The 26,053-nt window shown below is 34.3% G+C and carries 23 protein-coding genes; 19 read left to right on the plus strand and 4 right to left on the minus strand.

Features of this window, described 5'->3' with window-relative positions; genetic code table 11:
• Window positions 1-37: 37 nt before the first annotated feature.
• Window positions 38-3,526, plus strand: coding sequence for a TraB/GumN family protein (locus NBRC110019_RS11050; protein ID WP_281754835.1), 3,489 nt, complete (start codon window positions 38-40; stop codon window positions 3,524-3,526).
• A gap of 12 nt (window positions 3,527-3,538) precedes the next feature.
• On the opposite strand, the gene NBRC110019_RS11055 is transcribed toward NBRC110019_RS11050, so the two are convergent.
• Window positions 3,539-4,429: an AraC family transcriptional regulator gene (locus NBRC110019_RS11055; RefSeq protein ID WP_281754900.1), complete on the minus strand. Its 891-nt coding sequence runs from the start codon at window positions 4,427-4,429 to the stop codon at window positions 3,539-3,541.
• Between the two features lie 199 nt (window positions 4,430-4,628).
• Between NBRC110019_RS11055 and hemA the strand changes: the two genes are divergently transcribed.
• From hemA to NBRC110019_RS11095, 8 genes are read left to right on the plus strand one after another with little or no spacing between them, the layout of a single operon-like run.
• A complete protein-coding gene (gene hemA / locus NBRC110019_RS11060; protein WP_281754837.1) occupies window positions 4,629-5,882 on the plus strand; it encodes a glutamyl-tRNA reductase in 1,254 nt (417 codons plus the stop codon).
• Window positions 5,882-6,811, plus strand: a complete 930-nt coding sequence (gene hemC / locus NBRC110019_RS11065; protein ID WP_281754839.1) for a hydroxymethylbilane synthase — start codon at window positions 5,882-5,884, stop codon at window positions 6,809-6,811. The genes hemA and hemC overlap by 1 nt, the downstream gene beginning before the upstream one ends.
• Window positions 6,804-8,540 (plus strand): TrkH family potassium uptake protein, encoded by a 1,737-nt coding sequence (locus NBRC110019_RS11070; protein ID WP_281754841.1) that lies wholly within the window; start codon window positions 6,804-6,806, stop codon window positions 8,538-8,540. Before hemC ends, NBRC110019_RS11070 begins: the two co-directional genes overlap by 8 nt.
• A 5-nt stretch (window positions 8,541-8,545) precedes the next feature.
• Entirely contained in the window at window positions 8,546-9,235 is a 690-nt protein-coding gene (locus tag NBRC110019_RS11075) for a potassium channel family protein (protein ID WP_281754843.1), read from the plus strand.
• Window positions 9,235-9,912, plus strand: a complete 678-nt coding sequence (locus NBRC110019_RS11080; protein WP_281754845.1) for a uroporphyrinogen-III synthase — start codon at window positions 9,235-9,237, stop codon at window positions 9,910-9,912. Before NBRC110019_RS11075 ends, NBRC110019_RS11080 begins: the two co-directional genes overlap by 1 nt.
• 48 nt (window positions 9,913-9,960) lie before the next feature.
• Window positions 9,961-10,995 (plus strand): uroporphyrinogen decarboxylase, encoded by a 1,035-nt coding sequence (hemE, locus tag NBRC110019_RS11085; RefSeq protein ID WP_281754848.1) that lies wholly within the window; start codon window positions 9,961-9,963, stop codon window positions 10,993-10,995.
• Between the two features lie 4 nt (window positions 10,996-10,999).
• Window positions 11,000-11,587 (plus strand): DUF3575 domain-containing protein, encoded by a 588-nt coding sequence (locus NBRC110019_RS11090; RefSeq protein WP_281754851.1) that lies wholly within the window; start codon window positions 11,000-11,002, stop codon window positions 11,585-11,587.
• A gap of 6 nt (window positions 11,588-11,593) precedes the next feature.
• The gene (locus tag NBRC110019_RS11095; RefSeq protein WP_281754852.1) at window positions 11,594-11,977 is read left to right on the plus strand and encodes a hypothetical protein; all 384 of its coding nucleotides are present in this window, start codon (window positions 11,594-11,596) and stop codon (window positions 11,975-11,977) included.
• Window positions 11,978-12,055: 78 nt separating this feature from the next.
• On the opposite strand, the gene NBRC110019_RS11100 is transcribed toward NBRC110019_RS11095, so the two are convergent.
• On the minus strand, window positions 12,056-14,758 hold the full coding sequence (locus NBRC110019_RS11100; protein WP_281754854.1) for a T9SS-dependent M36 family metallopeptidase: 2,703 nt from the start codon (window positions 14,756-14,758) through the stop codon (window positions 12,056-12,058).
• A gap of 166 nt (window positions 14,759-14,924) precedes the next feature.
• Between NBRC110019_RS11100 and hemF the strand changes: the two genes are divergently transcribed.
• The 9 genes from hemF (at window position 14,925) to NBRC110019_RS11145 (ending at window position 22,136) form a co-directional block, all read left to right on the plus strand.
• Window positions 14,925-15,827, plus strand: a complete 903-nt coding sequence (gene hemF, locus NBRC110019_RS11105) for an oxygen-dependent coproporphyrinogen oxidase (protein ID WP_281754857.1) — start codon at window positions 14,925-14,927, stop codon at window positions 15,825-15,827.
• A gap of 70 nt (window positions 15,828-15,897) precedes the next feature.
• Complete coding sequence (hemB, locus tag NBRC110019_RS11110) at window positions 15,898-16,893, plus strand: porphobilinogen synthase (protein ID WP_281754859.1); 996 nt, start codon at window positions 15,898-15,900, stop codon at window positions 16,891-16,893.
• 65 nt (window positions 16,894-16,958) lie between these two features.
• The gene (locus NBRC110019_RS11115) at window positions 16,959-17,465 is read left to right on the plus strand and encodes a DinB family protein (RefSeq protein WP_281754861.1); all 507 of its coding nucleotides are present in this window, start codon (window positions 16,959-16,961) and stop codon (window positions 17,463-17,465) included.
• Window positions 17,466-17,595: 130 nt separating this feature from the next.
• Window positions 17,596-17,961 (plus strand): hypothetical protein, encoded by a 366-nt coding sequence (locus tag NBRC110019_RS11120; protein ID WP_281754863.1) that lies wholly within the window; start codon window positions 17,596-17,598, stop codon window positions 17,959-17,961.
• Between the two features lie 56 nt (window positions 17,962-18,017).
• Window positions 18,018-18,482 carry a hypothetical protein gene (locus tag NBRC110019_RS11125; RefSeq protein WP_281754865.1) on the plus strand — a complete coding sequence of 155 codons (465 nt, stop codon included), beginning with the start codon at window positions 18,018-18,020 and terminating at the stop codon, window positions 18,480-18,482.
• A 201-nt stretch (window positions 18,483-18,683) separates the two neighbouring features.
• The gene (locus tag NBRC110019_RS11130; RefSeq protein ID WP_281754867.1) at window positions 18,684-19,760 is read left to right on the plus strand and encodes a CNNM domain-containing protein; all 1,077 of its coding nucleotides are present in this window, start codon (window positions 18,684-18,686) and stop codon (window positions 19,758-19,760) included.
• Window positions 19,747-20,229 carry a methylated-DNA--[protein]-cysteine S-methyltransferase gene (locus NBRC110019_RS11135; RefSeq protein ID WP_281754869.1) on the plus strand — a complete coding sequence of 161 codons (483 nt, stop codon included), beginning with the start codon at window positions 19,747-19,749 and terminating at the stop codon, window positions 20,227-20,229. The genes NBRC110019_RS11130 and NBRC110019_RS11135 overlap by 14 nt, the downstream gene beginning before the upstream one ends.
• A 37-nt stretch (window positions 20,230-20,266) precedes the next feature.
• Window positions 20,267-21,439 (plus strand): serine hydrolase domain-containing protein, encoded by a 1,173-nt coding sequence (locus NBRC110019_RS11140; RefSeq protein ID WP_281754871.1) that lies wholly within the window; start codon window positions 20,267-20,269, stop codon window positions 21,437-21,439.
• Entirely contained in the window at window positions 21,423-22,136 is a 714-nt protein-coding gene (locus tag NBRC110019_RS11145; RefSeq protein ID WP_281754874.1) for a 3'-5' exonuclease, read from the plus strand. The genes NBRC110019_RS11140 and NBRC110019_RS11145 overlap by 17 nt, the downstream gene beginning before the upstream one ends.
• Before the next feature lie 187 nt (window positions 22,137-22,323).
• On the opposite strand, the gene NBRC110019_RS11150 is transcribed toward NBRC110019_RS11145, so the two are convergent.
• Together NBRC110019_RS11150 and NBRC110019_RS11155 are read right to left on the minus strand one after the other, a co-directional pair.
• Window positions 22,324-22,854: a DUF4199 domain-containing protein gene (locus tag NBRC110019_RS11150; RefSeq protein ID WP_281754876.1), complete on the minus strand. Its 531-nt coding sequence runs from the start codon at window positions 22,852-22,854 to the stop codon at window positions 22,324-22,326.
• 107 nt (window positions 22,855-22,961) lie between these two features.
• Complete coding sequence (locus NBRC110019_RS11155) at window positions 22,962-23,432, minus strand: response regulator transcription factor (RefSeq protein ID WP_281754878.1); 471 nt, start codon at window positions 23,430-23,432, stop codon at window positions 22,962-22,964.
• A gap of 173 nt (window positions 23,433-23,605) precedes the next feature.
• On the opposite strand from NBRC110019_RS11155, the gene NBRC110019_RS11160 reads away from it, so the two are divergent.
• Complete coding sequence (locus NBRC110019_RS11160) at window positions 23,606-25,996, plus strand: TonB-dependent receptor (protein ID WP_281754880.1); 2,391 nt, start codon at window positions 23,606-23,608, stop codon at window positions 25,994-25,996.
• Window positions 25,997-26,053 lie beyond the last annotated feature (57 nt).

Consider the following 26,053-nt stretch of genomic DNA (forward strand, 5'->3'; position numbering starts at 1 on the left):
TATTTAATTCTATTTTTACATATCTAACCTGTATATAATGCGTTTTAAATTTTTCTTTGTCCTGTTTTTCAGCATTGGTTTTTGCTTTGCACAAACTACTTCTAACAATAGCCTGCTTTGGAAAATTACAGGTAACAATTTAAAACAACCATCCTATTTATACGGTACTATGCACGTAAGCAATAAAATTGCTTTTAGATTAGATGATGTATTTTTTAAAGCTTTAGATCAGGCCGAATATGTAGCACTGGAAAGCGATCCAAATTTATGGCTAGATTATTATAAAGACAGCCCCTTATCAATAGATTTTAACAATTACGACAGAGGAACTACTTATAAAAGCGTTGTTATTGAGCTCCCTAAGTTAACACAAGTTGCTACTACACTGGGTATAGACAACAGTATGATTAACAACATACTTTACCGAACCAATGTTTTTGCACAAAATTTTCAGGACGAAACATATCTGGACATGTTTATTTATCAGGCTTGTAAAAAAGGTAATAAACAATTTGTACCGCTTGAAGATTTAAAAGAATCGGATTCTTTAATGAATCTTATTAATGAAGACGATATTAAAAAGATCCCCGATGAGTGGTTAAAAACCCGAATGGAAAAAAATAATGAGAACTACGGTGAGCTTATTGAAAATGCTTACAGAGAGCGCAACATTTATTTAATTGATTCTTTACAAAAAGCCCTCTACGAGTTCAACTATCTTAAGTACATGCTGTATGAACGTAATAAGGTAATGGCAAAGGGTATTATAAGCACCATACAAAAAGGCTCTACCTTTACGGGTATTGGCGCAGCACACCTTGCCGGTGAAGATGGCGTTATTCAACTACTAAGAGATGCTGGATACACCTTAACTCCTATAACCTCTGAAAAATCTAAAATAGGAACTAACATAAAAGCTAAGTTCGAAGATACTTTTGTACCCATACAATTACAAGAAACCGCTTCTGAAGACAGTATTATAACCTTAAAATTACCTACTAAATTATATAACTTCGGACAAAGTACTAATGGCATATATTATGCTTCACCAGATTTAACAAACGGTTCTTACATTAGTCTTTTAAGACATAGTAAGTTTAATTATATCCCGAGTACCGATAGTATTACGCTGGCGAAACTTCAAGACTTATTTTTTGAAGCTATACCCGGAGTTATTATTTCTAAAAAAGAACTAGATACTAAACCCTATATGGGATTAGAGATTATTAGCAAATTAAAAAATGGCGATTATCAGCGTTTTCATCTGTATGAAACCCCTACTGAAATTTTTATTCTAAAAATGAGTGGAAAGAAAGATTTCGTACTCAATTATAGTAATGAAATTTTTAATTCAGTTACTTTTAAAACACCTCATAATACATGGGAAACAATCACCGATTACAATGAAAGTTTTGAAGTGCTGATGCCAGATGATTATGCATTCTATAACCCGAATCACACAGGTCAAAAATTACTTCAGGCATATGACCAAGCAACAGGAGCTTATTATATAGTAGAAAATATTTCACTACATGATTACGACTATATTGAAGAAGATTATTTTGAATTAAAACATTTGCAAAGAAGGTTTTATGAAGCGCTTAATTCAACTCCTTCTTATAATGATGTAGCACTACAAAACAATCACCCAATGCTTACCTCATCTGGCATTATAGATTCAACTACAAACGCTAAGTTATATGTGGCTACTACTTTAAACAAAGACAATTATTACCTAATGGCTGCTTTTAACAGCTCTGTTGATGATGCCAATACGTTTTTCAACTCCTTTAAAACTAAGGAACCCTCCTACCAAAAGGCATATGAAAAAGTAAAAGATACTGGGCTATGCTTTACAACCCTCACTACTATTAAATTACCACCCAATTATAAAAAAAGTAATTATAACAATGGGTACTTCAATAAAAAAAGAGACCATGATTACGAAGGCTATATATTAAAAAACAATTATAGAAATGATAGTAACGAAGCTATAGAAGTAAAAAGAATTCGACTTCCTGATTATCAGATGTACAACAACATAAACAGTCTTTGGGATACCGAATTTAGCTTACCAAAATACCGTACGTTTATACAAGAAAATTTACCTGTAAGAACTCAAGAGGGAACAGATTATTACACCGAAGAACGAACGCTCACAGATACACTTAGTAGTAGAGCTATTTACATAAAACGTGTCTATAAACAAGGGAATATTTATATACTTAGTACGGTTACCGACACCCTAAATACACCTACTAAATATGTAACGGAATTCTACAATAATTTCACACCATTTGATTCACTGGAAGGAAAAAGTCCGTTTGAAGATAAAACACCTCTGTTTTTTGAAAAACTTAGAGCTAATGACACCATAGTAACAGAAATATATAATCAAATAGTGTTTTCAGATAAACATCTCGACTCTTTGTTCTATTATGTTTCCAACTTTAATTTTTCTAAAAAACAGGAAGCTATTAAGCATATGTTTATACGATCTATTGCTACATCTAATGATAAAAGAGTAAAACCGTTTCTTAAAAAGCTATACATAGATTCTTATCACGATTCTTATATTCAGGGATACATATTAAATACGCTTGCTGAAAAAGAAAATGAAGAAACTGTAAAAGATATTTTAGCGTTGTTAGAGGCCGACTTCCCGGTAAAAACAATTATAAAAGAAAATTTTATAGCTACCATTTCAGACTCACTTTCACTTAGCAAAGAATTATTCCCAGAATTGTTAGATTACGCGCTAGTAGAAAATTATAAATTACCCGTTTCAAAATTATTGTCTCAATTGGTTCTTCAGAAAAAAATAAAATCGAAAATGTACAAACACTTGATAGGACAATTTTTAAACGAAGCTAATATTGAATTAAAAAAGGACTACAAAGGGTTTAATGGATACAAATCCTATTCATCTTACAAAGAATCACTTTTACCAAGTTATATTACGCTTCTATATCCTTATAAAAAGCAACAAAAAATAAGTGATTTTTTTAAGAAAATTGAACAGTCGGACAATACATACTTTAAAATAGTGTACCAGCTAATTAATAAAAAACTAGGTGAACCTGTTAACTCTAATTACTTTATTAGCTATGCTAAAAGTGAAAAAACCAGACAAATATTATATGAATTAATGGACGAGTACGAGCTTTTGAATTTATTTCCTAGAGAATACTTTCAGCAAGATTCTCTAAACATAGGATATCTATTTAGAAACCTCAGTTCTAATGTTGAAATTAAAAGTTATGAGCAAGTCACAAAACAATGTATTACGAATAAATCAGGAAAATTTATGGTATACATCTATAAAGTAATTTATAAATATAGCTCAGGTACCGAAAACAAAAAGTTAAAAGCTCTATACATCCCTGAGAGTGAAAACCCTTCACTGGAGTTTATAGACTACACAAGTAAACTCATTAACACATACACTTCAGAAGAAAAATTGATAAAAAATATACTTGAGGAAATAGAATTTGAAGACCGAGAACGAATAAAGAATTTTTATTAAGATACCTCTTTTCTATCGTAAGGCGATTACGTATTGCTTTGGGGTGGTACCATATTTTTTCTTAAACGCCGAGATAAAATGACTAGGAGTACTATACCCTACCCGTAAACTAATTTCGTTTACATTATGCTCCCCGCTTTCCAGCATCTTACGAGCAAACTCCATTTTGTAATCAAATAAAAAGGTGTAAACAGGATCGCCGTATAATTGTTTAAACCCAACCTTTAATTTCTTTACATTCAACCCTACCTCATTGGCAAGCTCTTGCAGTCCGGGTGGTTCGGCCATGTTGGCTATGATAATGTCTTTGGCTTTTCTTATTTTTAAAATATTCTCCTCGTCAATTAAAAATGGGCATTGCTCTATATCGGCATCCTCCTTATTAAAATACAAGCTCAACAATTCATACGCTTTACCCTTCGTATATAAAGTCTGAATATATTTATTTAAGGTAGTATTTAATAACTGATGCAATACCACCGCCATCCCTGGCGTAATTTTAGAATCGTTATAATACTTCTTATCTTTATTTTCGGTACTTAAAAAGTCGATATAACCGGCCTCGGTAGAAAACAGCGAGTGAAATTTCTGAATAGAAATTAAAATAGATACCAACCACGAATTAGCTCCTATCTCTAAATTAATAGGTAAATTTCGTTTCGGATTGTACAAAAGCAAAGCACTCTCCTCGCCTACATTTAAACTATATGCGCCCTCATTAAAGTTAAATTTAGAGGTGCCCTTCAAACTAAAGTGAAACTGAATAAAACTACAGTCAATATCCTTTGTCACCAATACCGTTTCAGAGGTATCATTTTGATGTTTTAAAACAATGAAACCATTCTCAATTCTAATTTCTTCTGAAGTACCTTGAGCGTTATTTTTAATTGATATTTCTTCCATCATCTAATTTTATTTTTATTTAGAACAAATCTAAACTAGAGTTGTGCAAAACCTTTCAAACACTGCTAATATATAACTTTATACGGGTTTCAAGGCATTCGTAACATGCATTCTCCTTAAGCGATAAAAAAAGTACTTCTAGCGTTACTTTTTTATTTTCAACAAGCCTACTTTTGTTTTCGTATTTCCTTTTGAGCAAATGGAACGATATAATATTTCTAAAAATAGTACATTTTACGCTATTGGTCTAAGTTACAAAAAAGCCGACGCTAAAACGCGTGGTCTTTTTAGTTTATCAGATATAGCTAAATCAAATCTATTACTTCAAGCTAAAAATGAAGGTATAGATGCCCTGTTGGTTACCTCTACTTGTAACCGTACTGAATTATATGGTTTTGCCCAACACCCATTTCAACTTATTAAATTATTATGCGAGCATTCGCATGGTACCGTAGAAGAGTTTGGCAAAGTGGCTTATGTTCATAAAAACCACGACGCCATTGCGCATTTGTTCAAAGTAGGCACTGGTTTAGACAGCCAAATCTTAGGCGATTTTGAGATTATTAGTCAGATTAAACAAAGTTTTGTATCTGCTAAAGAAAATGGCTTAGCCAATCCGTTTTTAGAGCGTCTTACCAACTCGGTAATTCAAGCCAGTAAAAAAATTAAAACCGAAACCGAAATATCTTCAGGAGCTACTTCTGTATCTTTTGCCTCGGTTCAGTATATATTGCGCAACGTGTCTAATGTTTCCGAAAAAAATATTCTGTTATTTGGTACCGGAAAAATTGGAAGAAATACTTGCGAAAACTTAATTAAACATACTAAAAACAATAAGATTACCTTAATTAACAGAACTAAAGATAAGGCACAAAAAATTGCAGGTAAGTTTGATCTTACCGTTAAAGATTACGCCGATTTACCTTCTGAAATTAGAAAGGCAGACATTCTTATTGTGGCTACTGGGGCTCAGAACCCTACTATTTCTAAAGAGCTTATTTTCCCAAATAAAAAATTATTGATTTTAGATTTATCTATACCTGCCAACGTTGCTGAAGACGTTGCTGAATTGGATAATGTAACCTTAGTTCCGCTAGATCTTCTGTCGCAATTAACCAATGAAACGCTAGAAAACAGAAGACAATACATTCCTCAGGCAGAAGCCATTATTGAACAAATTAAAAAGGAATTTATAGATTGGTTAGAAACTCGTAAATTTGCACCAACCATTAAAGCACTAAACAAAAAACTTAAGTCTTTAAAAGATGCCGAGATTGATTATCAACGCAAAAAAATAGTTGATTTTAACGAGCAGCAAGCAGAGATTTTAAGTAACCGAATTATTCAAAAAATTACTACACATTTTGCCAACCACTTAAAAGATTCGGGAGGTACAACAGATGTTAGTATTGAATTAATTCAGCAAGTGTTTCAGCTGGAAAAAGATTTTTAATGAAAACAATCCGAATTGGTACACGTGATAGTGAATTGGCACTATGGCAAGCAAACACTGTAAAAAGTAAAATAGAAAGCCTTGGGTATAAAGCAGAATTAGTTCCTGTAAAATCTACAGGAGATATTATTTTAGATAAACCCTTATACGAACTTGGCATCACCGGTATTTTTACCAAAACCTTAGATGTTGCCATGTTAGCCGGTAAAGCAGATATTGCGGTACATAGCATGAAAGATGTACCTACACTATTACCTAAAGGTATTGTAAAAGCGGCTGTTTTAAAACGTGCTCCTTCAGAAGACATCTTAGTTCATAAAGGAAATACTGCTTTTTTTGAAGGTAACGGAACCATTGCTACCGGAAGTTTACGAAGAAAAGCCCAATGGCTACATAAATACCCGCAGCATCAAGTAGAAGATCTAAGAGGAAATGTTAATACACGTTTACAAAAACTGGAAGACAACTCTTGGGACGGAGCTATTTTTGCCAAAGCCGGATTGGAACGTATTGAGCTTACCCCTGAAAACCATACCGTATTAGATTGGATGATACCAGCACCCGCACAAGGGGCTATGTTGGTGGTTGCCATGGAAAACGACACTTATACAAAAAACATTCTTGCAAAGTTAAACGACGAAGATACCGATATATGTACACATGTTGAACGTGACTTTTTAAGAACTTTAGAAGGTGGGTGTACCGCTCCAATAGGAGCGTTAGCTACTATAGAAAACAACGTTATTAACTTTAAAGGTGGGCTATTTAGCCTAGATGGTAAACAAAAATTAATTGTAGAAAATAGTATCGCTAAAGAATCCTTTAGTAACTTTGGTAATATTTGTGCTACTAACGTATTGAATAATGGTGGTTCTGAACTAATGAAAAAAATACGAGAAGTACTTAAGCCAAAATCAACTAATGAATAAGAAGACGCTTCAAAATATATATAGGTTTATAGATGTTTTTATCTTATTCTTCCTAATATTCGACTTCGGGTTTAACATTAACGAAGGGTATAGACCTTATAAATTAGTTGGCTTCTTTACACTCAGCGCACTGCTACTAACCTTTAATATTGTAAAGTTTTTTCAATATAAAGATAAAAGTTCCAGACGTACGGTTGCCGTTAACATGGCTATTATAGCCGTTACTATCTTAACTGCCATTACGTATATTGTTTATCACAAAGACGCCTCTATCTTCTCATTAACCTTACGAACCAAGGTTATTTTTGAAGTCGGCTTATTCTTTTACTTACTGCTAAGACTAACATTTTTAATAAAATATATTTATAAAATATACTTCAACCCTGCTATTCTGTTTGTAGGTAGTTTTGGTATTTTTTCACTTATAGGCGCATTTTTTCTAATGCTCCCAAAAGTATCTACCCACGGTATTAACTTCACAGATGCATTGTTTACCTCAACAAGCGCTATCTGCGTAACTGGTTTAGCTGTTATGGATACCGCAAAAGATTTTACACAACTAGGGCAAATTGTAATATTAGTACTTATACAAATTGGTGGGTTAGGTATCTTAACCTTTACTTCTTTCTTTGCTTTCTTCTTTAAGGAAACCTCATCTTTTAGAGAAGGTATGTATGTAAAAGATTTTACCGCTTCGGAGCATTTACAAGATGTTTTTAAAGTAGCTGTAAGCATTGTATTATTTACACTATCGTTAGAGTTAATAGGTGCTTTTTCTATCTATTATACTATTATAGACAATGCTGAGATTAATGATAAAATATTCTTCTCATTGTTCCATTCGGTATCGGCTTTTTGTAATGCCGGTTTTTCCACTTCTTCCGCTAGTTTATATGCAGAATCATTACGATTCAATTATTCACTACAATGGATTATTATGGTGCTTATTATTTTTGGAGGATTGGGATACAACATTGTATTTAATACCTTTTCATACTTTAAGGCCATATTTGTAAACTTCTTTATTAAAAGAAGAAAACATTTTCCGGTTAGGGTATTTACCTTAAACTCTAAAATTATATTTATTACCACTTCTATATTATTGGTTGTAGGTTTTGTATTCTTCTTTTTTGCAGAAGGCCAACATACATTAAAAGAACACGCCACTGCTTTCGGTAAAATTACCACAGCTATGTTTTCATCTGTAACCCCAAGAACTGCCGGTTTTAATACGGTAGATTATACTCAGGTTGCCACACCATCTTTACTATTTGTAATTTTATTAATGTGGATTGGAGCTTCTCCTGCATCTACGGGTGGTGGTATTAAAACTAGTACTTTTGCCATTGCTACTTTAAACATTTTAGCTACAGCAAAAGGTAAAAAACGAATCGAAATAAATACCAGAGAAATATCAAGCAGTACCACTAATAAAGCATTTGCGATTATTTGTATATCTTTAATAGTTATAGGAGTAGCCATTTTATTACTTCTATTTTTTGAACCAGACAAAGATTTACTAGCTATTGCTTTTGAGTGCTTTTCGGCCTATAGTACGGTTGGTTTAAGCTTAAATGTAACACCTACATTAAGTCCGCCAAGTAAATATGTTATTATAGCCGTTATGTTTATTGGCCGTATTGGTATGCTTAACTTAATGATAGGAATGCTTAAACAAGTAAAACAGAAGTTTTATAAATATCCTCAGGAAAACATTTTAATAAACTAAGAAAAATGAAGATTATCATTTTTGGACTCGGAAATTTTGGAATGTCGTTAGCCCTAAGTTTAACAGAAACAGGTAATGAAGTGATAGGTGTAGATAAAGATCTTACCAAGGCAGACATGATGAAAGATAAAATTGCCCATAGTGTATGTATGGATTCCACCAATGAATTAGGATATCAGGCATTACCTATGAAACAGGCAGACATGGCAGTAGTAGCTATTGGAGAAAATGAGGGGGCAGCTATTATTACCACCGCTATTATTAAAAAAATGTCGAATGCGAAGGTAATTAGCCGTTCGTTATCTCCTATTCACGACACGGTACTGCAAGCCATGGGAATTGTATCTATTGTGCACCCTGAGCAGGAGGCTGCTGAAAAACTTACTAATAAAATCAACCTTAAAAATATTGTAGATAACTTTAAGATTGATGCTAAGTATTCTATTTCAGAAATTAAAACGCCTCCAGCATTTGTTGGCAAATCTATTGTTGATTTAAATATTAGAGCAAAATATAAATTAAACATCATTACCATTCTTAGAAAAAAGGAAAAAACCAATATAATTGGTAACACAACCAGTATTATGGAAGTTATTGGGATTCCTTCTGCGGATACCGTTATTGAGAAAAATGACATTCTGGTAGTGTTTGGTTTAAATGATAATATTTCAAAAATCTGTGATAAAAACTCGTAATGGATACCATTAGAATCCTTTCTGCAAAAAAATTAACCTCTTCTCAGCAAGAACTTTTGCTAAATAAAGGTTTTGCTTTGGTGCATACAGATTTTATTAAAATAGCCTTTATAGATGTTGTAGAGCCTCCTAAATATGACCATATAATTATTACCAGCAAAAACGGGGTTTTAAGTTTAGAGCACAATCATTTAATACAAACTCTTAGCAACGCTAATTTCTATTGTGTAGGGAGTAAAACCGCTTCTTTACTAGCCTCTAAAAACTTAAACGTGATAAAGAGCTTTCCTAACTCTAAAGAATTAGGATCCTATATAATTGAGCACCTACCTGAAGAGCGTTTTAGCTATTTCTGTGGGAATATTAGGAGAAAAGAAATGCCAAGAATGTTGAAGAAAAACAATATTCCTTTAGAGGAAATAGTGGCGTACAAAACTTTTTTTGCACCACAAGATATTCCCGGAAAATTTGATGCCGTTTTATTTTTTAGTCCATCACAAGCAGAAAGCTTTTTCTTTAGCAATAAACTACAAAATGCCATGGCGTTTTGTATTGGTAAAACAACAGAAGACACTGTAAGACCTTATACCAACAATATAATTACAGCTACACAACCTACTATTGAAAATGTAATTGTACAAGTGGTTAAACACTTCAAGACAAATAGAAACATCTAATCTCGAGACGAGAAGAATATATTTTTAATACGGAACTATAAAGATACAATGATACAGAACGATCTTTTTTTAAAGGCTCTTACTAATGAAAAAGTAAGTCGTCCACCAGTTTGGATGATGAGACAAGCAGGTAGATATTTACCAGAGTTTATGGCATTAAAAGAAAAGTATGATTTCTTTACACGTTGCAGAACACCAGAACTTGCTGCAGAAATAACCGTGCAACCTATAGACATTGTACAAACAGATGCGGCTATTTTATTTTCGGATATTTTGGTAGTACCACAAGCCATGAATATAGAAGTAGAGATGAAACCAGGTGTGGGACCTTGGTTACCAAATCCTATTCGTTCTATGAAAGATGTAGATCAGGTTGTTGTACCAGATATTCATGAGGAGCTAGGCTATGTTATGGAAGCTATTAAACTTACCAAACAAATGCTAGACAACAGAGTGCCTTTAATTGGTTTTGCTGGTTCTCCATGGACCATCTTATGCTATGCAGTACAAGGACAAGGTTCTAAAAATTTTGATATCGCCAAAGGCTTCTGTTTCTCTCAACCCGAAGCAGCACATAAACTATTACAAAAGATAACCGATACTACTATCGCCTATCTTAAAGAAAAAGTAAAAGCAGGGGTTAATGCTGTACAGGTTTTTGATAGCTGGGGAGGTATGTTATCTCCGCAAGATTATCAAGAATTCTCTTGGTATTACATGAATCAAATAGTAGAAGCACTTGCTCCATATACCAAAGTAATTGTTTTTGGTAAGGGTTGTTGGTTTGCATTAAATGAGATGTCTAAGAGTAAGGCTTCTGCATTGGGAGTAGACTGGACATGCTCTGCTAAAAATGCACGTTACCTAACTGGTGGTAATATTACCTTACAAGGAAACTTTGATCCATCAAGACTTTTATCTCCAATTCCAACCATAAAAAAAATGGTTCATAGCATGATTGATGATTTTGGGGTAAACAATTATGTTGTAAATTTAGGTCATGGTATTCTACCAAATATTCCGGTAGACCATGCCAAAGCTTTTGTTGATGCTGTTAAAGAATATCACCCACATAACAACTAAAAAGATGAAAAAAACCAAAACGTTACTTACGACCCTTTTACTTTTTATTTGCCTTTTCCAAGCTACCAATGTAAAAGCTCAAACCTATATTAAGGGTAATTTACCGCTCGCAGCCGTTCTAATACCCAATATAGCCGTAGAAACTAGTATTGGTGGTAATTGGTCTTTTCAAACGAGTGCAACTGCTTCTTTTTGGGAATCTGTAAATGGAGGTCCTCAAAAGTTTTTCTTCTTAATAACTGAGTTCAGATATCATCTTAAAGCGATAGATGAAGGTTTTTTTGGAGGTTTAAATGTTGGTGGCGCCAACTTTAAAATGCAAAAATATAACTACTGGGATACCGATAAATATCAGGTAGGGTATGCATACCTTGGGGGCATATCTATAGGATATAACCACAAACTAAATGATAAATGGGGACTTGAAGTTTTCATAGGAGGTGGATTTATAGGTAGCTACTACAGAGGATTCTTATTAAGCACAGGGGAACAATATGATAGAGATGAGGCCCAAGACTGGGGCAGACATTTTGATATTAGTGGAGACTGGCTACCTTATGAAGGCGGCTTGATGCTTACTTATAAATTATAATTCACTATGTTAACCAAAGGTTTTAAAGACGAACATCAAAGACGTATTACAGAAGCCTTAGGTAAAATTCTTCAGTTAGAATTTATACCTGATGATTCTAATGCACAAGTAGATAGTATACTAGAGGACTTATTAGGGGTATCCGTAACCAATATTGAAACCATTAACAAAGAAATACTATTAGATATATTACAAAAAAAAGATTTATCCTTTGAAAACTATGTGCTCTTAGCAGATGTACTTTTTAAGATTCTTCAAATTAAAAAAGATATACAACAACAAAACCTAGCGCAAACCATAATCGCTATATATGAATATGCTCAAGATAAAAATCACATATTCTCTTTTGGCTTAATTCAAAAAATAAGTCAGGTTAAATCATATTTATAAACATAAGGTTTTTCATATAAAAACAAAAAGAGCGTTTTTCAGAACGCTCTTTTTATATATTAATTCGCTATTAAAAAATTAGTTTTTCATCAATTTGTTTACGTACTGTACACCGTCTGCTTTTAATTGAATAATGTACATCCCTTTATCTACGTTACTCAAATTAATTTGGGTTTGTGCACTAAAGTTCGTTTTAATATCCTCATAAACAATTCTACCATTCGTATCGAAAACTGTAACCTCTACATCACCCGTAAAATCAGCAATTTCAATATTAAATACTCCCGTAGAAGGATTTGGATAAATACTTACGTTACTACCTAAATCAAAACTTTCCGTTTTAAGAAATGTACAGTTAGATCCCGCAGCAGGCTCTGTAAAATCTTCCGTTTGGTCAGTAATACTATCTGTAGAACCAGAACTTGCATTAACACCTAACCCCCTGTTAGCAAATACCTCCCAAATTAAGCAGTAGTCTTCACCACCAGTTGTTGCCAAATCTGCAGCAATAATAGCATCTCTACCATCCACAAATCCAGGGCTACATGGTTGTAACTTCATAGCATCAAGTACCAATTGGAAAACTTTATTATTACCGCCAGTACCATTATATATATCTGAATCAAATCCATACTTTTCAATATAAGCCCAAGTTAAATCCCATAACATAGAAGCCCAAACAGTACCAACACTATGCACATCTACATAAGTAACACCATCATATGTATATGTATAATTGTTAGTATCACCAAATGTAAGCGGATCTACAGTAAAGTCGGTTGAATAAGGATACTCTCTAATACCTACACCGTCAGTTTCTTGACCTGCTAAGAAAGTAGACACACCTCTATAATCTGTTCCTGTATCTCCAGTTTCAATTTGAAGCATATACCCTAACCAATCAGACCATCCTTCTCCCATTTGTTCTTCATTATATAAACAAGAAGAGTTCCCAAATCCGCCAGTCAAACGAGTAGAAACACCATGTCCGTATTCATGAGCAATTACTAAGTTGTCAAAATCACCATCAGACTCAATAAATACTTCTGCTGGTTCAGATAAAGTTCCATTTACCGTAACACTCCCATTTGACATTGCTGCAATAATAGCTTCACCGTCTACCTTAGAAACAAAAATAGCTGGTATAGTAACACTCGCATCTGCACCAGACATATTTGCATAATCATTTTCTCCATCTTCAGCATACGAAACATTATTAACCATAATAACCCCAATAGCACCAGCATTTTGTGCAGCAAGTACCTTGCTTATAAATGTACAATCTCCTCTTCTAATAACTGCAATATTACCATTAAGCTCAGTAGCATTAACAGCAGCAGTACAAGCGTCGGAAGTATCTGAACCTACACCATCATCAAATAAAACTAAATCCGCTGTAATTCCACTAGGAGAAGCGGGCAAATCAACATGACCAGGATCAAAAACATTATCTAAGGAAACTATCTCTCCAGCAATTGAAGAAGGAGCGTTAATTGTTAAATATTTTGGAGAAGGTCCATAAGTCCATAAATACATCTGCATTCTTGGGTTATTACCATCTGTTGGTGTAGAGAAGTTTGCATTATTTGTTCCTGCTCCATCCTGCGCATCGGCATTCACATAATCACCTAAGAAAGAAAAAGTTCCTCCATTACCATAATTATTTTTCTGAAAATTACCATTCGCTTCATCAAAACCATAATGATACGTAATATCATGAACAATATTATTCATGTAAAATAAATTGGTAACCGCTGCATCTATGTAATTAGATGCCTGTACACTTGTACCAGGGTACGTATAATCAAAAACTAACGTAGATCCTGCATCTGGTGAATAACCAGTACCGTTGTCACCATCAGGATCATCTTGCGCCAATACATTATTTCCACGTGTAATTGTATATTCAGCACCATCAGCACCGTTTATATCATGCCATCCATAAGGAGAAGCTGTTAAATTTTCTGGATTTGTTAATAATTGTCTAGATCCATGATTGGGGCTTTCTACATAAAACGGTAAAACATTATAAGTAGCCGAAGGAGGATTAAACATATAGGAGTTCGTTTCTACCGCCGCAATTTTTTCAAAATCAAATACATTCTTTTTAGCATGCGCGTTTAACATATCGGCCACAGAGGCATGAGAGTGATCTCCGAAATTACAAGAAATTGTCCAATCTTCTTTCTGTAAAACATCACCACTAACAGCATCTACACGAATACTCCAATAATGATTATGATCTTGTGCAAAAAACGTATAATCCCAAGCAAGTTTTAGAGTCTGTCCATCATTCAAATTAGCAAATACTAATTCTGCTTGTACAGGCTCATCTGTTAAGTTACCGTTGCTTAGCACATAATTATTGGCATCCTTTTTCTCAATAACACTAGTGGTAAATAAATCATAACCAGTAGCATTTAAAGCTATTGCAAATCCATCTGTAACACCTATGCCAGCACTAGTAGTGTTAATTTTATCTTCTACATTAGCTAAAAATCTATTACCTAAATTAATAACAGCATCATCTTTATAAGAAACATTAGTAACAGCTCTAAAAATATCAATTCCCTGATACTGCTGTTTTATATAATAATTGGTAATTTTGGTGGCCTTAGATGTAGCTGTACTTTCAATTGTCCATTCTTGTACATCGTTAAATATCAGTCTGTAAGTACTGTAATTTACATCTAGGTAATTTTGAATTTTCTGTTCAACCGAATTTTGGGCAAATGCGAAAACAGAAGCAAGTAAAATAAGTAACGTTAGTAATTTTTTCATCTATTAATACTATCTGATTTTTGAAAATTTTTCCAAATGTAATATAAATTAAATTTTTAAAAAGATATTAACACCTTTTTTAAGAATCTAAACATTTTATATTCATCAAATTAGATACATACCACAATTAATAGCATAAAAATTAAACTTTAAGCAAAAGTATTAAATGAAAAAAGATTTTTACACCTATATAAAGCAATTACAAGATACTATTACAGACAAGTTAGAAACCATAGATGGTGTTGCAAAATTTCAGGAAGACCTATGGGACAGACCCGAAGGTGGTGGTGGGAGAACACGAGTTATTAAAAACGGAGCTGTTTTTGAAAAAGGAGGTGTAAACATTTCTGCTGTACATGGTAAACTACCCGATACCATGCAAAAAATGTTTGGTGTAGCCGAAGCCGATTTCTTTGCTTGCGGATTAAGTTTGGTGATTCATCCCAAAAATCCGTTTGTACCTACAGTACATGCAAATTGGAGATATTTTGAAATGTATGACGAGAATGGAACCATTATTAATCAGTGGTTTGGCGGTGGACAAGATTTAACTCCGTACTATCTTTTTGAAGAGGATGTCCAACATTTCCATGCTACATGTAAATCGGCATGCGATAAACACAATCCAGAATTTTATCCAAACTTTAAGCAGCGCTGTGATGAATATTTTTGGAATACCCACCGCAACGAAGCCCGTGGTATAGGTGGTTTATTTTTTGATTATTGCAAACCATCAGATAACATGACTATGCAACAATGGTATAACTTTGTAACCGAAGTAGGCAACAGTTTCTTAGAGGCCTATACCCCTATTGTTGAAAAAAGAAAACATATCGATTACACTAAAGAACACCGTAACTGGCAGGAAATAAGACGAGGCAGATATGTAGAGTTTAATTTGGTACATGATAAAGGAACCCTTTTTGGATTAAAAACCAATGGTAGAATTGAAAGCATTTTAATGAGCCTGCCACCACATGTACAATGGGTGTACAATCATCACCCTGAAGAAGGAAGCGATGAAGCTAAATTATTGGAGGTATTGGCAAATCCTCAAGAGTGGGTTTAACCTAAACTAACCTCTTAATTAAATAGCCAACGATATAAATCTTAGTAACTTTGTATCAAATATAAAAAATATGTTTCCATTAAGAAGAAATAGAAGACTAAGAACCAATGAATCTATTAGAAGTCTGGTAAGAGAAACAAGTTTAAGTCCGCAAGATTTTATGTTTCCAATGTTTGTTGCCGAAGGAAGTAATGTAAAAACAGAAATTGCTTCTATGCCAGGCATTTACAGGCAATCTATAGATGGTACTGTAAAAGAGGTAAAAGAACTTTGGAACTTAGGAGTAAAGGCGGTGAATATTTATGTAAAGGTAAGTGATACTCTTAAAGATAATACCGGTAAAGAAGCATGGAATAAAGATGGGTTAATGCAACAAACCATTAAAGCCATAAAGGATGCTGTACCAGAAATGATTGTAATGCCCGATGTTGCCTTAGACCCATACTCTATTTACGGACATGATGGTATTATTGAAGATGGTCAAATTATTAATGATGCTACGGTAGATGCCTTAACCAGAATGAGTTTGAGTCATGCCCAAGCAGGAGCCGATTTTGTAGCTCCAAGTGATATGATGGATGGTCGTGTAGAAGCTATCCGTATGGTATTGGAAGAAGAAGGTTTTCATAATGTAGGTATTATGAGCTATAGTGCTAAGTATGCCTCGGCTTTTTATGGTCCTTTCCGTGACGCATTAGATTCTGCACCAAAAGAAAGTGGTATGGAAGTACCCAAAGACAAGAAAACTTATCAAATGGATTATGCCAACCGTATTGAAGCAATTAAAGAGGCTATAGACGATGTTAACGAAGGTGCTGATATAGTGATGGTAAAACCGGGTATGGCGTATTTAGATATTGTACGCGAAGTAAAAGATGCGGTTGATGTTCCGGTAGCGGTATATCAGGTATCTGGTGAATATGCCATGGTAAAAGCTGCTTCTGAAAGGGGCTGGCTAGACCATGACAAAATTATGATGGAACAGCTTATGTGTATTAAACGTGCAGGGGCCAGCATAATTTCTACCTATTTTGCAAAAGAAGCCGCTATACTTTTGAACAAATAGAAAAATAAATAGCATCAATCCCTGAAGTATATTCGGGGATTTTTGTTTGATGTAAAAACTCAATCATGAAAAAGTACATTCCTGTTATCTTATTTTTAATGCTAACTTCAACACTTATGGCTCAAAATACCCCTATTGCTGCCTGGCAAGAAAAATGGAACAACTCTGAAAATTATCTGATAGAAATTGCTCAGGCAATGCCGCAAGAGAAGTACACCTTTAAACCTACAGAAAGAGAAATGACTTTTGCCGACCAGTTGTTGCATATTGCTAACAATATTAACTGGCTAAGCAATACATATTTTAACGGTGAAAAAATTGATAAATACCAAAGCATTACCTCCAAAGAAGAAACTATAGCTATTCTTCACAAAGCATTTACTAATGGTAGAAACGCTATTGGTAAAACAAACCCAGAGGACTTAATTGCAGAGGTTGAATTTTTTGCAGGATCTAAAACAAAACTGCAAATACTAAACCTACTGCAAGATCATGTGACACATCATAGAGGGCAAGTAATTGTATATCTTAATTTAAACGACATCACTCCTCCAAGATACATAGGCTGGTAAACTGCTCTAAAACAAGCCCACATTACATTTTAATTTCGAGACAAGTCTAAGAGCGCTTAATCTCGATTATCTAGTAATCTTTTAACTTTTTTTTAAAAAGTACTCTTATAGAATAGTTTAATATTGTAATGTGAAATTTAGTAACAGACATATTTTTAGTCTTATAGCAGCACTTTTTACGTTTTTGCTTTTTACTTCTAAAGCAGACGGTAAAGCAACAGTAGCAGCAGCTAAAGAAACTACGGTTACTAACCAACACATAAACCCTTTAAATAATAAAGGATTTACCGTTGCTTTTATTGAGGAAATAAATATTTCACATTCCGATCAACAAAAGGAAGATGTACAAAAGTATACCGTTTTCCAATCAAAAGTAAATCAAAATCACTCTTTACATATTCCGGCTTTAGATATTAGTACTAAGGCCGTTTTTAATTCTCACACTAAGAAGCAACAGCTTCTCAACATTATTTTCCCATCTCATTTCTTCTATTAATTAACTGTTTTTCATAGCAATCACTAGAAAAATAAGATTAATTAATACCATACATAATGAGCAATAATGTAACCGTTTTAGGTATTCTATTCCTAGGAATATTTATAGGGCCTATTTTATATCTGGCGCTACGAGAACGTAAAAAAAGTAAAGGATTTACCAACCAAATTAAGCAAATAGCCTCCCAATATAATCTTTCGGGTTGTATACCTGAAGAGGTAGGCCACTTGGTGTTTCTTATTGATAAAGAAAACAGAAGAGGTTTGGTATTTGACCATCATTCAGGCGCCGAAAACTATTTAGAATTTGATAAAAAACATGAAGCCAGTTTATCTGCCTCCTACGAAAATGAGACTCTGGAAGATGGCAAAAGTATTATTAGCAAAATTATTTTGACCCTAAAAAACGCCAATATATCAAAACAGTTTTATGCCTTTGATGAAACATATCCGAATCAACTACACTGTAAACATATTGTAGAGCAGGCAAAAAACATGGTATACCAAATACATAAATTATAAAGCAACAACTACAATTGCCGTGGTTAATGGTTACAAGACTGCCAATCCCTTTTATTTCATTTCTTCTCGTTTAACGCTTTTTCCTATATTGGTAAGTACTTTTAACAAAACTCGTTAACCCGGCAATTTCTTTTTACATTTCCTTAAGAGGCTAATTAACCTATTTTCTTAACTTAGTAGTATAACTTTTTTAGAAAATTAATGGCACTACTAATAGTTTACGCGGTAATATCTATTTTCTTTTCTTTTTTATGTTCGATTTTAGAAGCCGTACTACTAAGCATTACGCCTACTTTCATCTCAATAAAAAAGGAAGAAGGCAAAACATATGCACATTCACTAGAACAGCTTAAAAACGACATAGATAAACCTCTCATAAGTATTTTAACCATTAATACCGTAGCCCATACGGTAGGTGCCATTTTGGTGGGTTCGCAAGCCCAACATATTTTTGGTGATGGTGCTAACGCAGTTGGAATTGTATCGGCGGTAATGACCTTTTTAATCTTAGTGGTTTCAGAAATTATACCTAAAACTATAGGCGCCTCTAACTGGAAAAAGTTAGCAGGTTTTACAACTACAGCGTTACAAATAATGATTTTCCCATTAAAATATACAGGTATTTTATGGTTGGCTCAACGTATTACACGACTCATTGGTGGTAGCGGACATGCCTCTATGGTAAGTAGAGAAGATTTTAGTGCCATGGCTGAGATTGCCGAAAAAGAAGGCATTTTCTTGGAATCGGAATCTAAAATTATTAAAAACCTTATCTCTTTTAATGATATTTTGGCCAAAGATGTAATGACCCCACGTACGGTAATGAAAATTGCCAATGAAACCCATACCATAGAAAACTTTTACCAAAAAAATAAAACACTTCGATTTTCTCGTATTCCGGTATACCATGAGGATAGCGACAATATTAAAGGACTCGTTTTAAAAACCGATGTCTTAGAAGCGTTGGCTAATGGTAAAGGAAACAATACCTTAGCAAATATAAGACGCCCCATACTTATTACCAACAGAACCCGCCCCATACCAGAACTGTTTGAGGAATTGATACAAGGTAAAAACCATATGGCATTGGTGATAGATGAATACGGTTCGGTTAGCGGATTGGTTACGCAGGAAGATGTGATTGAAACCTTGTTAGGTTTAGAAATTATGGATGAGAGCGATTCTATAGAAGACTTACAACAACTGGCTCGTAAAAACTGGGAACGCCGTGCCAGATTATTAGGAATGATTGAAGAAGAAAACAATGGAAAATCTTGAGATCACTTTTATAAAAACACCTCTTGGCACTACCGAAATTGGAGGTGATAATAACGGAATTCAATACATAAAAGTGCACGATGAGGAACTTGATATATCTACTCAAATACCCGTCGTTTTACAATCGTGCGTTAGTCAGTTACAACAGTATTTTGAGGGAACACTGAATGAATTTAGCTGTTTGTTAAATCCGCAAGGAACCCACTTTCAAAAAAAGGTTTGGGATGCTTTGTTAAAAATTCCATACGGAAAAACTACTTCGTATGCAGAGCTATCTATAGCACTTGGCGATATAAAAGCAATACGTGCTGTGGCTGCAGCCAACGGTAAAAATCCCTTATGGATTGTAGTACCATGCCATAGAGTGATAGGCTCAGACGGCTCTCTTACAGGCTATGCAGGTGGGCTTTGGAGAAAAAAATGGCTACTCGAACATGAAAATCCCGTAAAACAACAGTCTTTATTTTAAAATTTTTTCATTATTTTTAAGCATAATCTATCAAATAATGAAATTCATAAAAAAATTCTTTAAATGGCTATTCATTCTACTAGTGGTAGGATGCATTGCTTTATACGCCCTTGGATACGGATATTTATTCACCGCAGTAAAAACAATTTATTTTAATGGTCATACCACTGCCTTTCTAGAAGACTATAAAGAATTTGACAACCACATCATTCCGGCAAGTTCGCACCCAGAGGCCTGGCCTATACATACCAACTATAATACGGTAAAGGCTACAGACCAACTAAACACACTAAATACAGACAATAAAAGTGTGGCTTACCTTATTATTAAAAATGATAGTTTATGGTACGAAGAATATTTTGACGGATACGATAAAGATAGTAAAAGCAACTCCTTTTCTATGGCCAAAACCATGGTCTCTGCATTATTGGGAAATGCTATTATGAGTGGAGATATAAAAAGTTTAGAAGAACCGGTTGTAAAATATTTTCCTGATTTACCCGGGAAATATGCCAAAGACCTTACCGTAGGTGATTTATCTTCGATGGCATCGGGTATGGAATGGGACGAGAGCTATTACAGTCCGTTTAGTGTAACCACCCAAGCCTATTTTGATAAGGATTTACGTAGCGTAATGCTAGATATACCTATAATTTCAGAACCCGGTAAAGAGTACATTTACCTTAGTGGTAATACCCAGTTATTAGGTATGGTGATAGCAAAAGCCACAGGAAAATCGTTGGCTGAAAATTTTGAAGAAAAATTTTGGCAACCTATGGGTGCCGAAAATGAAGCCCTTTGGCAAGTAGATAGCGAAGAACACGGCATGGAAAAGGCTTACTGTTGTATTGCCAGTAATGCCCGTGACTTTGCACGTATGGGGAAACTATACAAAGATGGCGGGGTATGGAATGGCAAACGTATTTTACCTAAGGCATTTGTATTAAAATCTACCCATGCCAGATTTAAAGAGAGTCCGGAGTATGGTTATGGACTATGGCTAATGCATCACCGCAATAAAGACTTTTTTATGTTACGCGGGCATTTAGGGCAATATGTTATTGTACAACCAGAAGATAATGTTATTATTGTAAGGCTTGGACATACACGCCCTGAAGAACGTTTATATCCTGGAGATCCGTTTACAGCAGATACCTACGGCTATATAGACGAGGCCTATAAAATGATGGAACATGCTACAGCGAATTAGCTTAGATAAAATCCTTTTTCTTGATATTGAAACCGTGCCCGAAGTAGAAAACTTTGACGAGCTGGATGCTACTACCCAAAAATTATGGGAGCTAAAATCGGCCTACCAGCGTAAAGAGGAGTTTTCAGCAGAAGAGTTTTATAACAACGCCGGTATTTGGGCAGAGTTTGGTAAAATCATTTGTATATCGGTTGGGTATTTTGTGTTAAAAGGAGACACCCGCTCTTTTAGGGTAACTACCTTTTACGGGGAAGAAAAACAGTTATTATTAGATTTTAAAAACCTGTTAGACACCCATTACCAGCATCCGCAACAATTGCTTTGTGCGCATAATGGGAAAGAGTTCGACTTTCCGTACATTGCCCGACGTATGATAATACATGGCATACAAATACCTTATAAGCTGAATCTGTTTGGTAAAAAACCTTGGGAAGTACCCCATTTAGATACCATGGAACTCTGGAAGTTTGGCGATTTTAAAAACTATACTTCCTTAAAATTGCTTACCCATATTTTGGGTATTCCTTCTCCTAAAGACGATATAGATGGTAGCGAGGTACGTGCTGTTTTTTACGAAGAAAAAAATATAGATCGTATTATCACCTATTGCGAAAAAGATACCATTGCCGTTGCACAAATTTTTCTACGCTTTAGAAATGAAGAGTTGTTAAACGATGATGAGATTTTGCATGTGTAAGTGAAAACAGAATAAAATATTTGATAATTAAATATTCCACTCTTAGCGCTTAAATTAACTAATTTTCAAACTTTAAGAATACTAGAATAGATGATACTACAAAAAGCAATAGGTTTATATGTATTTTAATGATTGGTTATATTGTAAACCCTAAACTACTTATAAACCTACTGTATTCCTAACTAATTTAGTTTGTTGCTTTCTTCTTTAAAATAAGGGAACTAATAAGGGTAACTACCAATCCAACAGGCAGTATTTCCATATACGTAATCATAGCATTATAAAACGGATTCTTATACATTTCGGCAAAGCTAGCCATCTCTTGTATCTGGAGATCAATTTCTGCTTGTGTAGCCCCATTAGCCTTTAAATCGGCTATAGTTGCCTTAGCATATACCTCAGCAAAATCGGGTACAAAATAAAAATAATCTATCAGCCAGGTACCAACGTAAATAGTAGAGGCAATTAATACAATAATGCCCCCAATGGTAAAAGCCTTACCAAAACCTATAACTCCATTGTTATAGTTATTTCTATAATTTCTAATACCCACAAATACCATAGAAAAGGCTAAAAGCATAGAAGCATAACCAATAAGCATGGAATTGTGAAAGTCAATAGCTCCATCGGAATTGGTAACATAATTTGCTATTAATAACATAGGTGCTGCAACAATTGCACCCGCAATAAGTCCGTACGTAAGTGTAATTTTTTTCATTGTAATAAGTTTTTAAAACGCAGCAATAGTAAAGCATTTACCAAATCTTCATCTCATACTTTTGGCCATTTTTACAAAATTTCCCCTTTTTAGTACCAAAGTATGAGTTAGGGTACAAGCCCTAATCGTTTTGCCTTCCCTACGGCTTGCGTACGTCGTTGTACCTCTAATTTAGCAAATAAGTTCTGATTATGCGATTTTACGGTACTTACAGATACAAATAATTCCGAAGCTATTTCCTGATTGGTATGTCCTAATGCCATGAATTGTAAAATCTCCAATTCACGCTTAGTAATTTCAAGAGTCTCTAATTGTTGTGTATTGATGGTAAAGGTTTCCTTTGGTATAATGTAAACTTCTTTTTCAACTACGCGAGTCTCTACTTTTGGTTTAGTCAATTTTCCGGCAATCCAGATACCTAGTCCGGTAAAAATAACTGCCATAAAACCAATGTAAATTTCAAAATGATGATGAAAAATAATAAAGCGCAACTCTAGCCACTTCAACAAAAAAAGAAGGGCTGCCAAGCTAACACCGTATAAAATGGTGGTTCTATACTTCTTTAAAAACGGAACCATATTCAAAAAACATTTTAAAAGATTACCTATAAAATCCTTAGCAATATAACAATTGTACTATGTAAACATTGTTGTTTACAAAAATTATAAATAGCATAGCATATTTCGTTTCTTTATTTTTATTAAATCTAAATAAGTATTTATATTTGCGGGAAAATTAAACAAATTATAAAATGAAATTTCCGCAACACATAAAAGAGTTACACCTCACGTTAACCTGTACTCTTTTAGCCCTTGTATTAACTACTCCACAATTTAGTAATGCAACTACGCAGAAAACCTCAACTTCTTTTAGGAAACATCTTACCAATTCGGTTTCAGGGCATGTAACCGATAGTTACGGAAATCCGGTAGTTCAGGCAAATATTTCTATAGAAGGAACTGCTTTAGGTACTACTACCGATGCCAAAGGATACTTTTTTATTAGCGGTGTACCCGATGGTACGTACAGCCTTAAAGTAGCCTATGTTGGTTTAGAAACTCAAACCAAAAAAATGATTGTTACCGATAATACCGAGCTGGTATTAAACTTTACACTTAAAGAGCAAAATGAAGTGTTAAACGAGGTTGTTGTTGAAGCTAACCAAAACAAATACAGCAAAAAAGAAAGTAAAATGGTATCTAGAATGCCAATTACATATATGCAAAACCCACAGGTATATTCAGTGATTACCAAACAAGTTTTGGTAGACCAAATGGTAGCCGATGTAAACAGTGCACTACAATCTGCGCCCGGAGCAAGTAATATTGTAGGAAGTGTTGGTTCTGGTGGGGTTGGACTCTCTTTATACTTAAGAGGATTTAGTACCAGCGTTAACATGCGTAACGGTATGGCTACCAACTTTGTAACTACTGCCGATATGGCTAACGTAGAAAGCTTAGAAATTATAAAAGGGCCATCTGCAACCTTATTTGGTTCTACCTTAACTTCTTATGGTGGGCTTGTAAACAAGGTAACTAAAAAACCGTTCAGCACTATGAAAGGTGAAGTAGCTTACTATTTAGGTAGCTTCGGATTGTCTAGAATTACAGCAGATTTAAACGCTCCGTTAAACGAAGAGAAAACAGTTTTGTTTAGAATTAATGCTGCTAAACACAACGAGAAAAGTTTTCAGAACTACGGACACCAAAAAAATTATGCGGTAATGCCAAGCTTAACGTATTTGGCTAGTGACCGTTTAACCTTAAATATTGAAGCAGAACTATACCATACCAATAGACCTAGCAATTATTTTGGTATTAGTAGTGGGGTAACTGCAACCAGCTTTGACGGGTTGGATTATGATTTTGACTACTCGTACGGTAGTGACCAACTACAAAGTGAGGCCGATGTTTTCAACGTATTTGCTCAGGCAGAATATAAATTATCTGATAACTGGACATCGCAAACCAACATCTCTACTGCCAATACAGACAATAGTGCCAACTACTTATTCTTAACATTTTTAGATAATAGTCAGGTACGTAGAATGCCTATGAATATTGAAAGTAATTTTAATAGCACACAGGTACAACAAAACTTTACAGGTACCATGAATTTTGGGAACGTAGAGAACAAATTATTAGTTGGTTTAGACTATTTCTACCTAACTACTAAAGATAAAAGAACACGTTTTGTATATGATATTATTACACCTGATGATCCTGAAGTTGATATTAACTACCAATCGTATTTAGCTACTTTGGGAGAAAACGATCCGTATGCAAGTGTAAAACGTGAACAAGAAACCTATAGTGCTTATTTTTCTGATGTGTTAACCATTGCAGACCGTTTAAATATTATGGCTGCCCTACGTGTAGACCACTTTATTGATAAAACAACTGATTTTGACCAGACTTCTCTATCTCCAAAATTTGGTGCTACCTATGAAATTATTAAAGATGAATTAACCGCTTTTGGTAACTTTATGGATGGTTTTTCTAACGTAACTCCCGAGGAAACAGCCAATAACTCAACTCAAACATATAAACCTGAACACGCAACGCAATGGGAAGGAGGTATTAAAGCCGATTTATTTGATAACAAATTGAGTTTCACCGCTAGTTACTATGACATTAAGGTTAGAAATATTGTACGCAGTGTACCGGATGCAAATAACATTGGAGTTTACAATGCCGTACAAGATGGTACCCGTAATAGTAAAGGTGTAGACCTTGAAGTAATTGCCAACCCAATTGCTGGATGGAACATTATTGCAGGATACGGTTATAACGAAAGTCGCTACACAAAAGCTGACGAGAATGTAGAAGGTAACAGACCTTACTCTACTCCGTATAACGTGGCTAACTTCTGGACTACTTATAAATTTATGTCTGGTAACTTAGAAGGTTTTGGTATTGGACTAGGTGGGAACTACGTAGGAGACTCTTATTTAGATGATGCTAACACTTTTACCATTCCAGAACACACTGTTGTTAACGGAACTGTATTCTTTGAAAAACCTAAATACCGTATTGGTTTTAAACTTAACAATATTGGAAATACAGAATATTGGGCTGCCAATTACTGGGCTCAACCTCAAAAAACTAGAAATTTTGTAGTGAATTTCACATACAAGTTCTAATATCTCCGATTACATGAAGTTGACTCGTAAGGGTCAACTTCTTTTTTTGTTCACTCA

Source organism: Neptunitalea chrysea (genome assembly GCF_027924145.1).
In the GTDB taxonomy this organism is placed as follows: domain Bacteria; phylum Bacteroidota; class Bacteroidia; order Flavobacteriales; family Flavobacteriaceae; genus Neptunitalea; species Neptunitalea chrysea.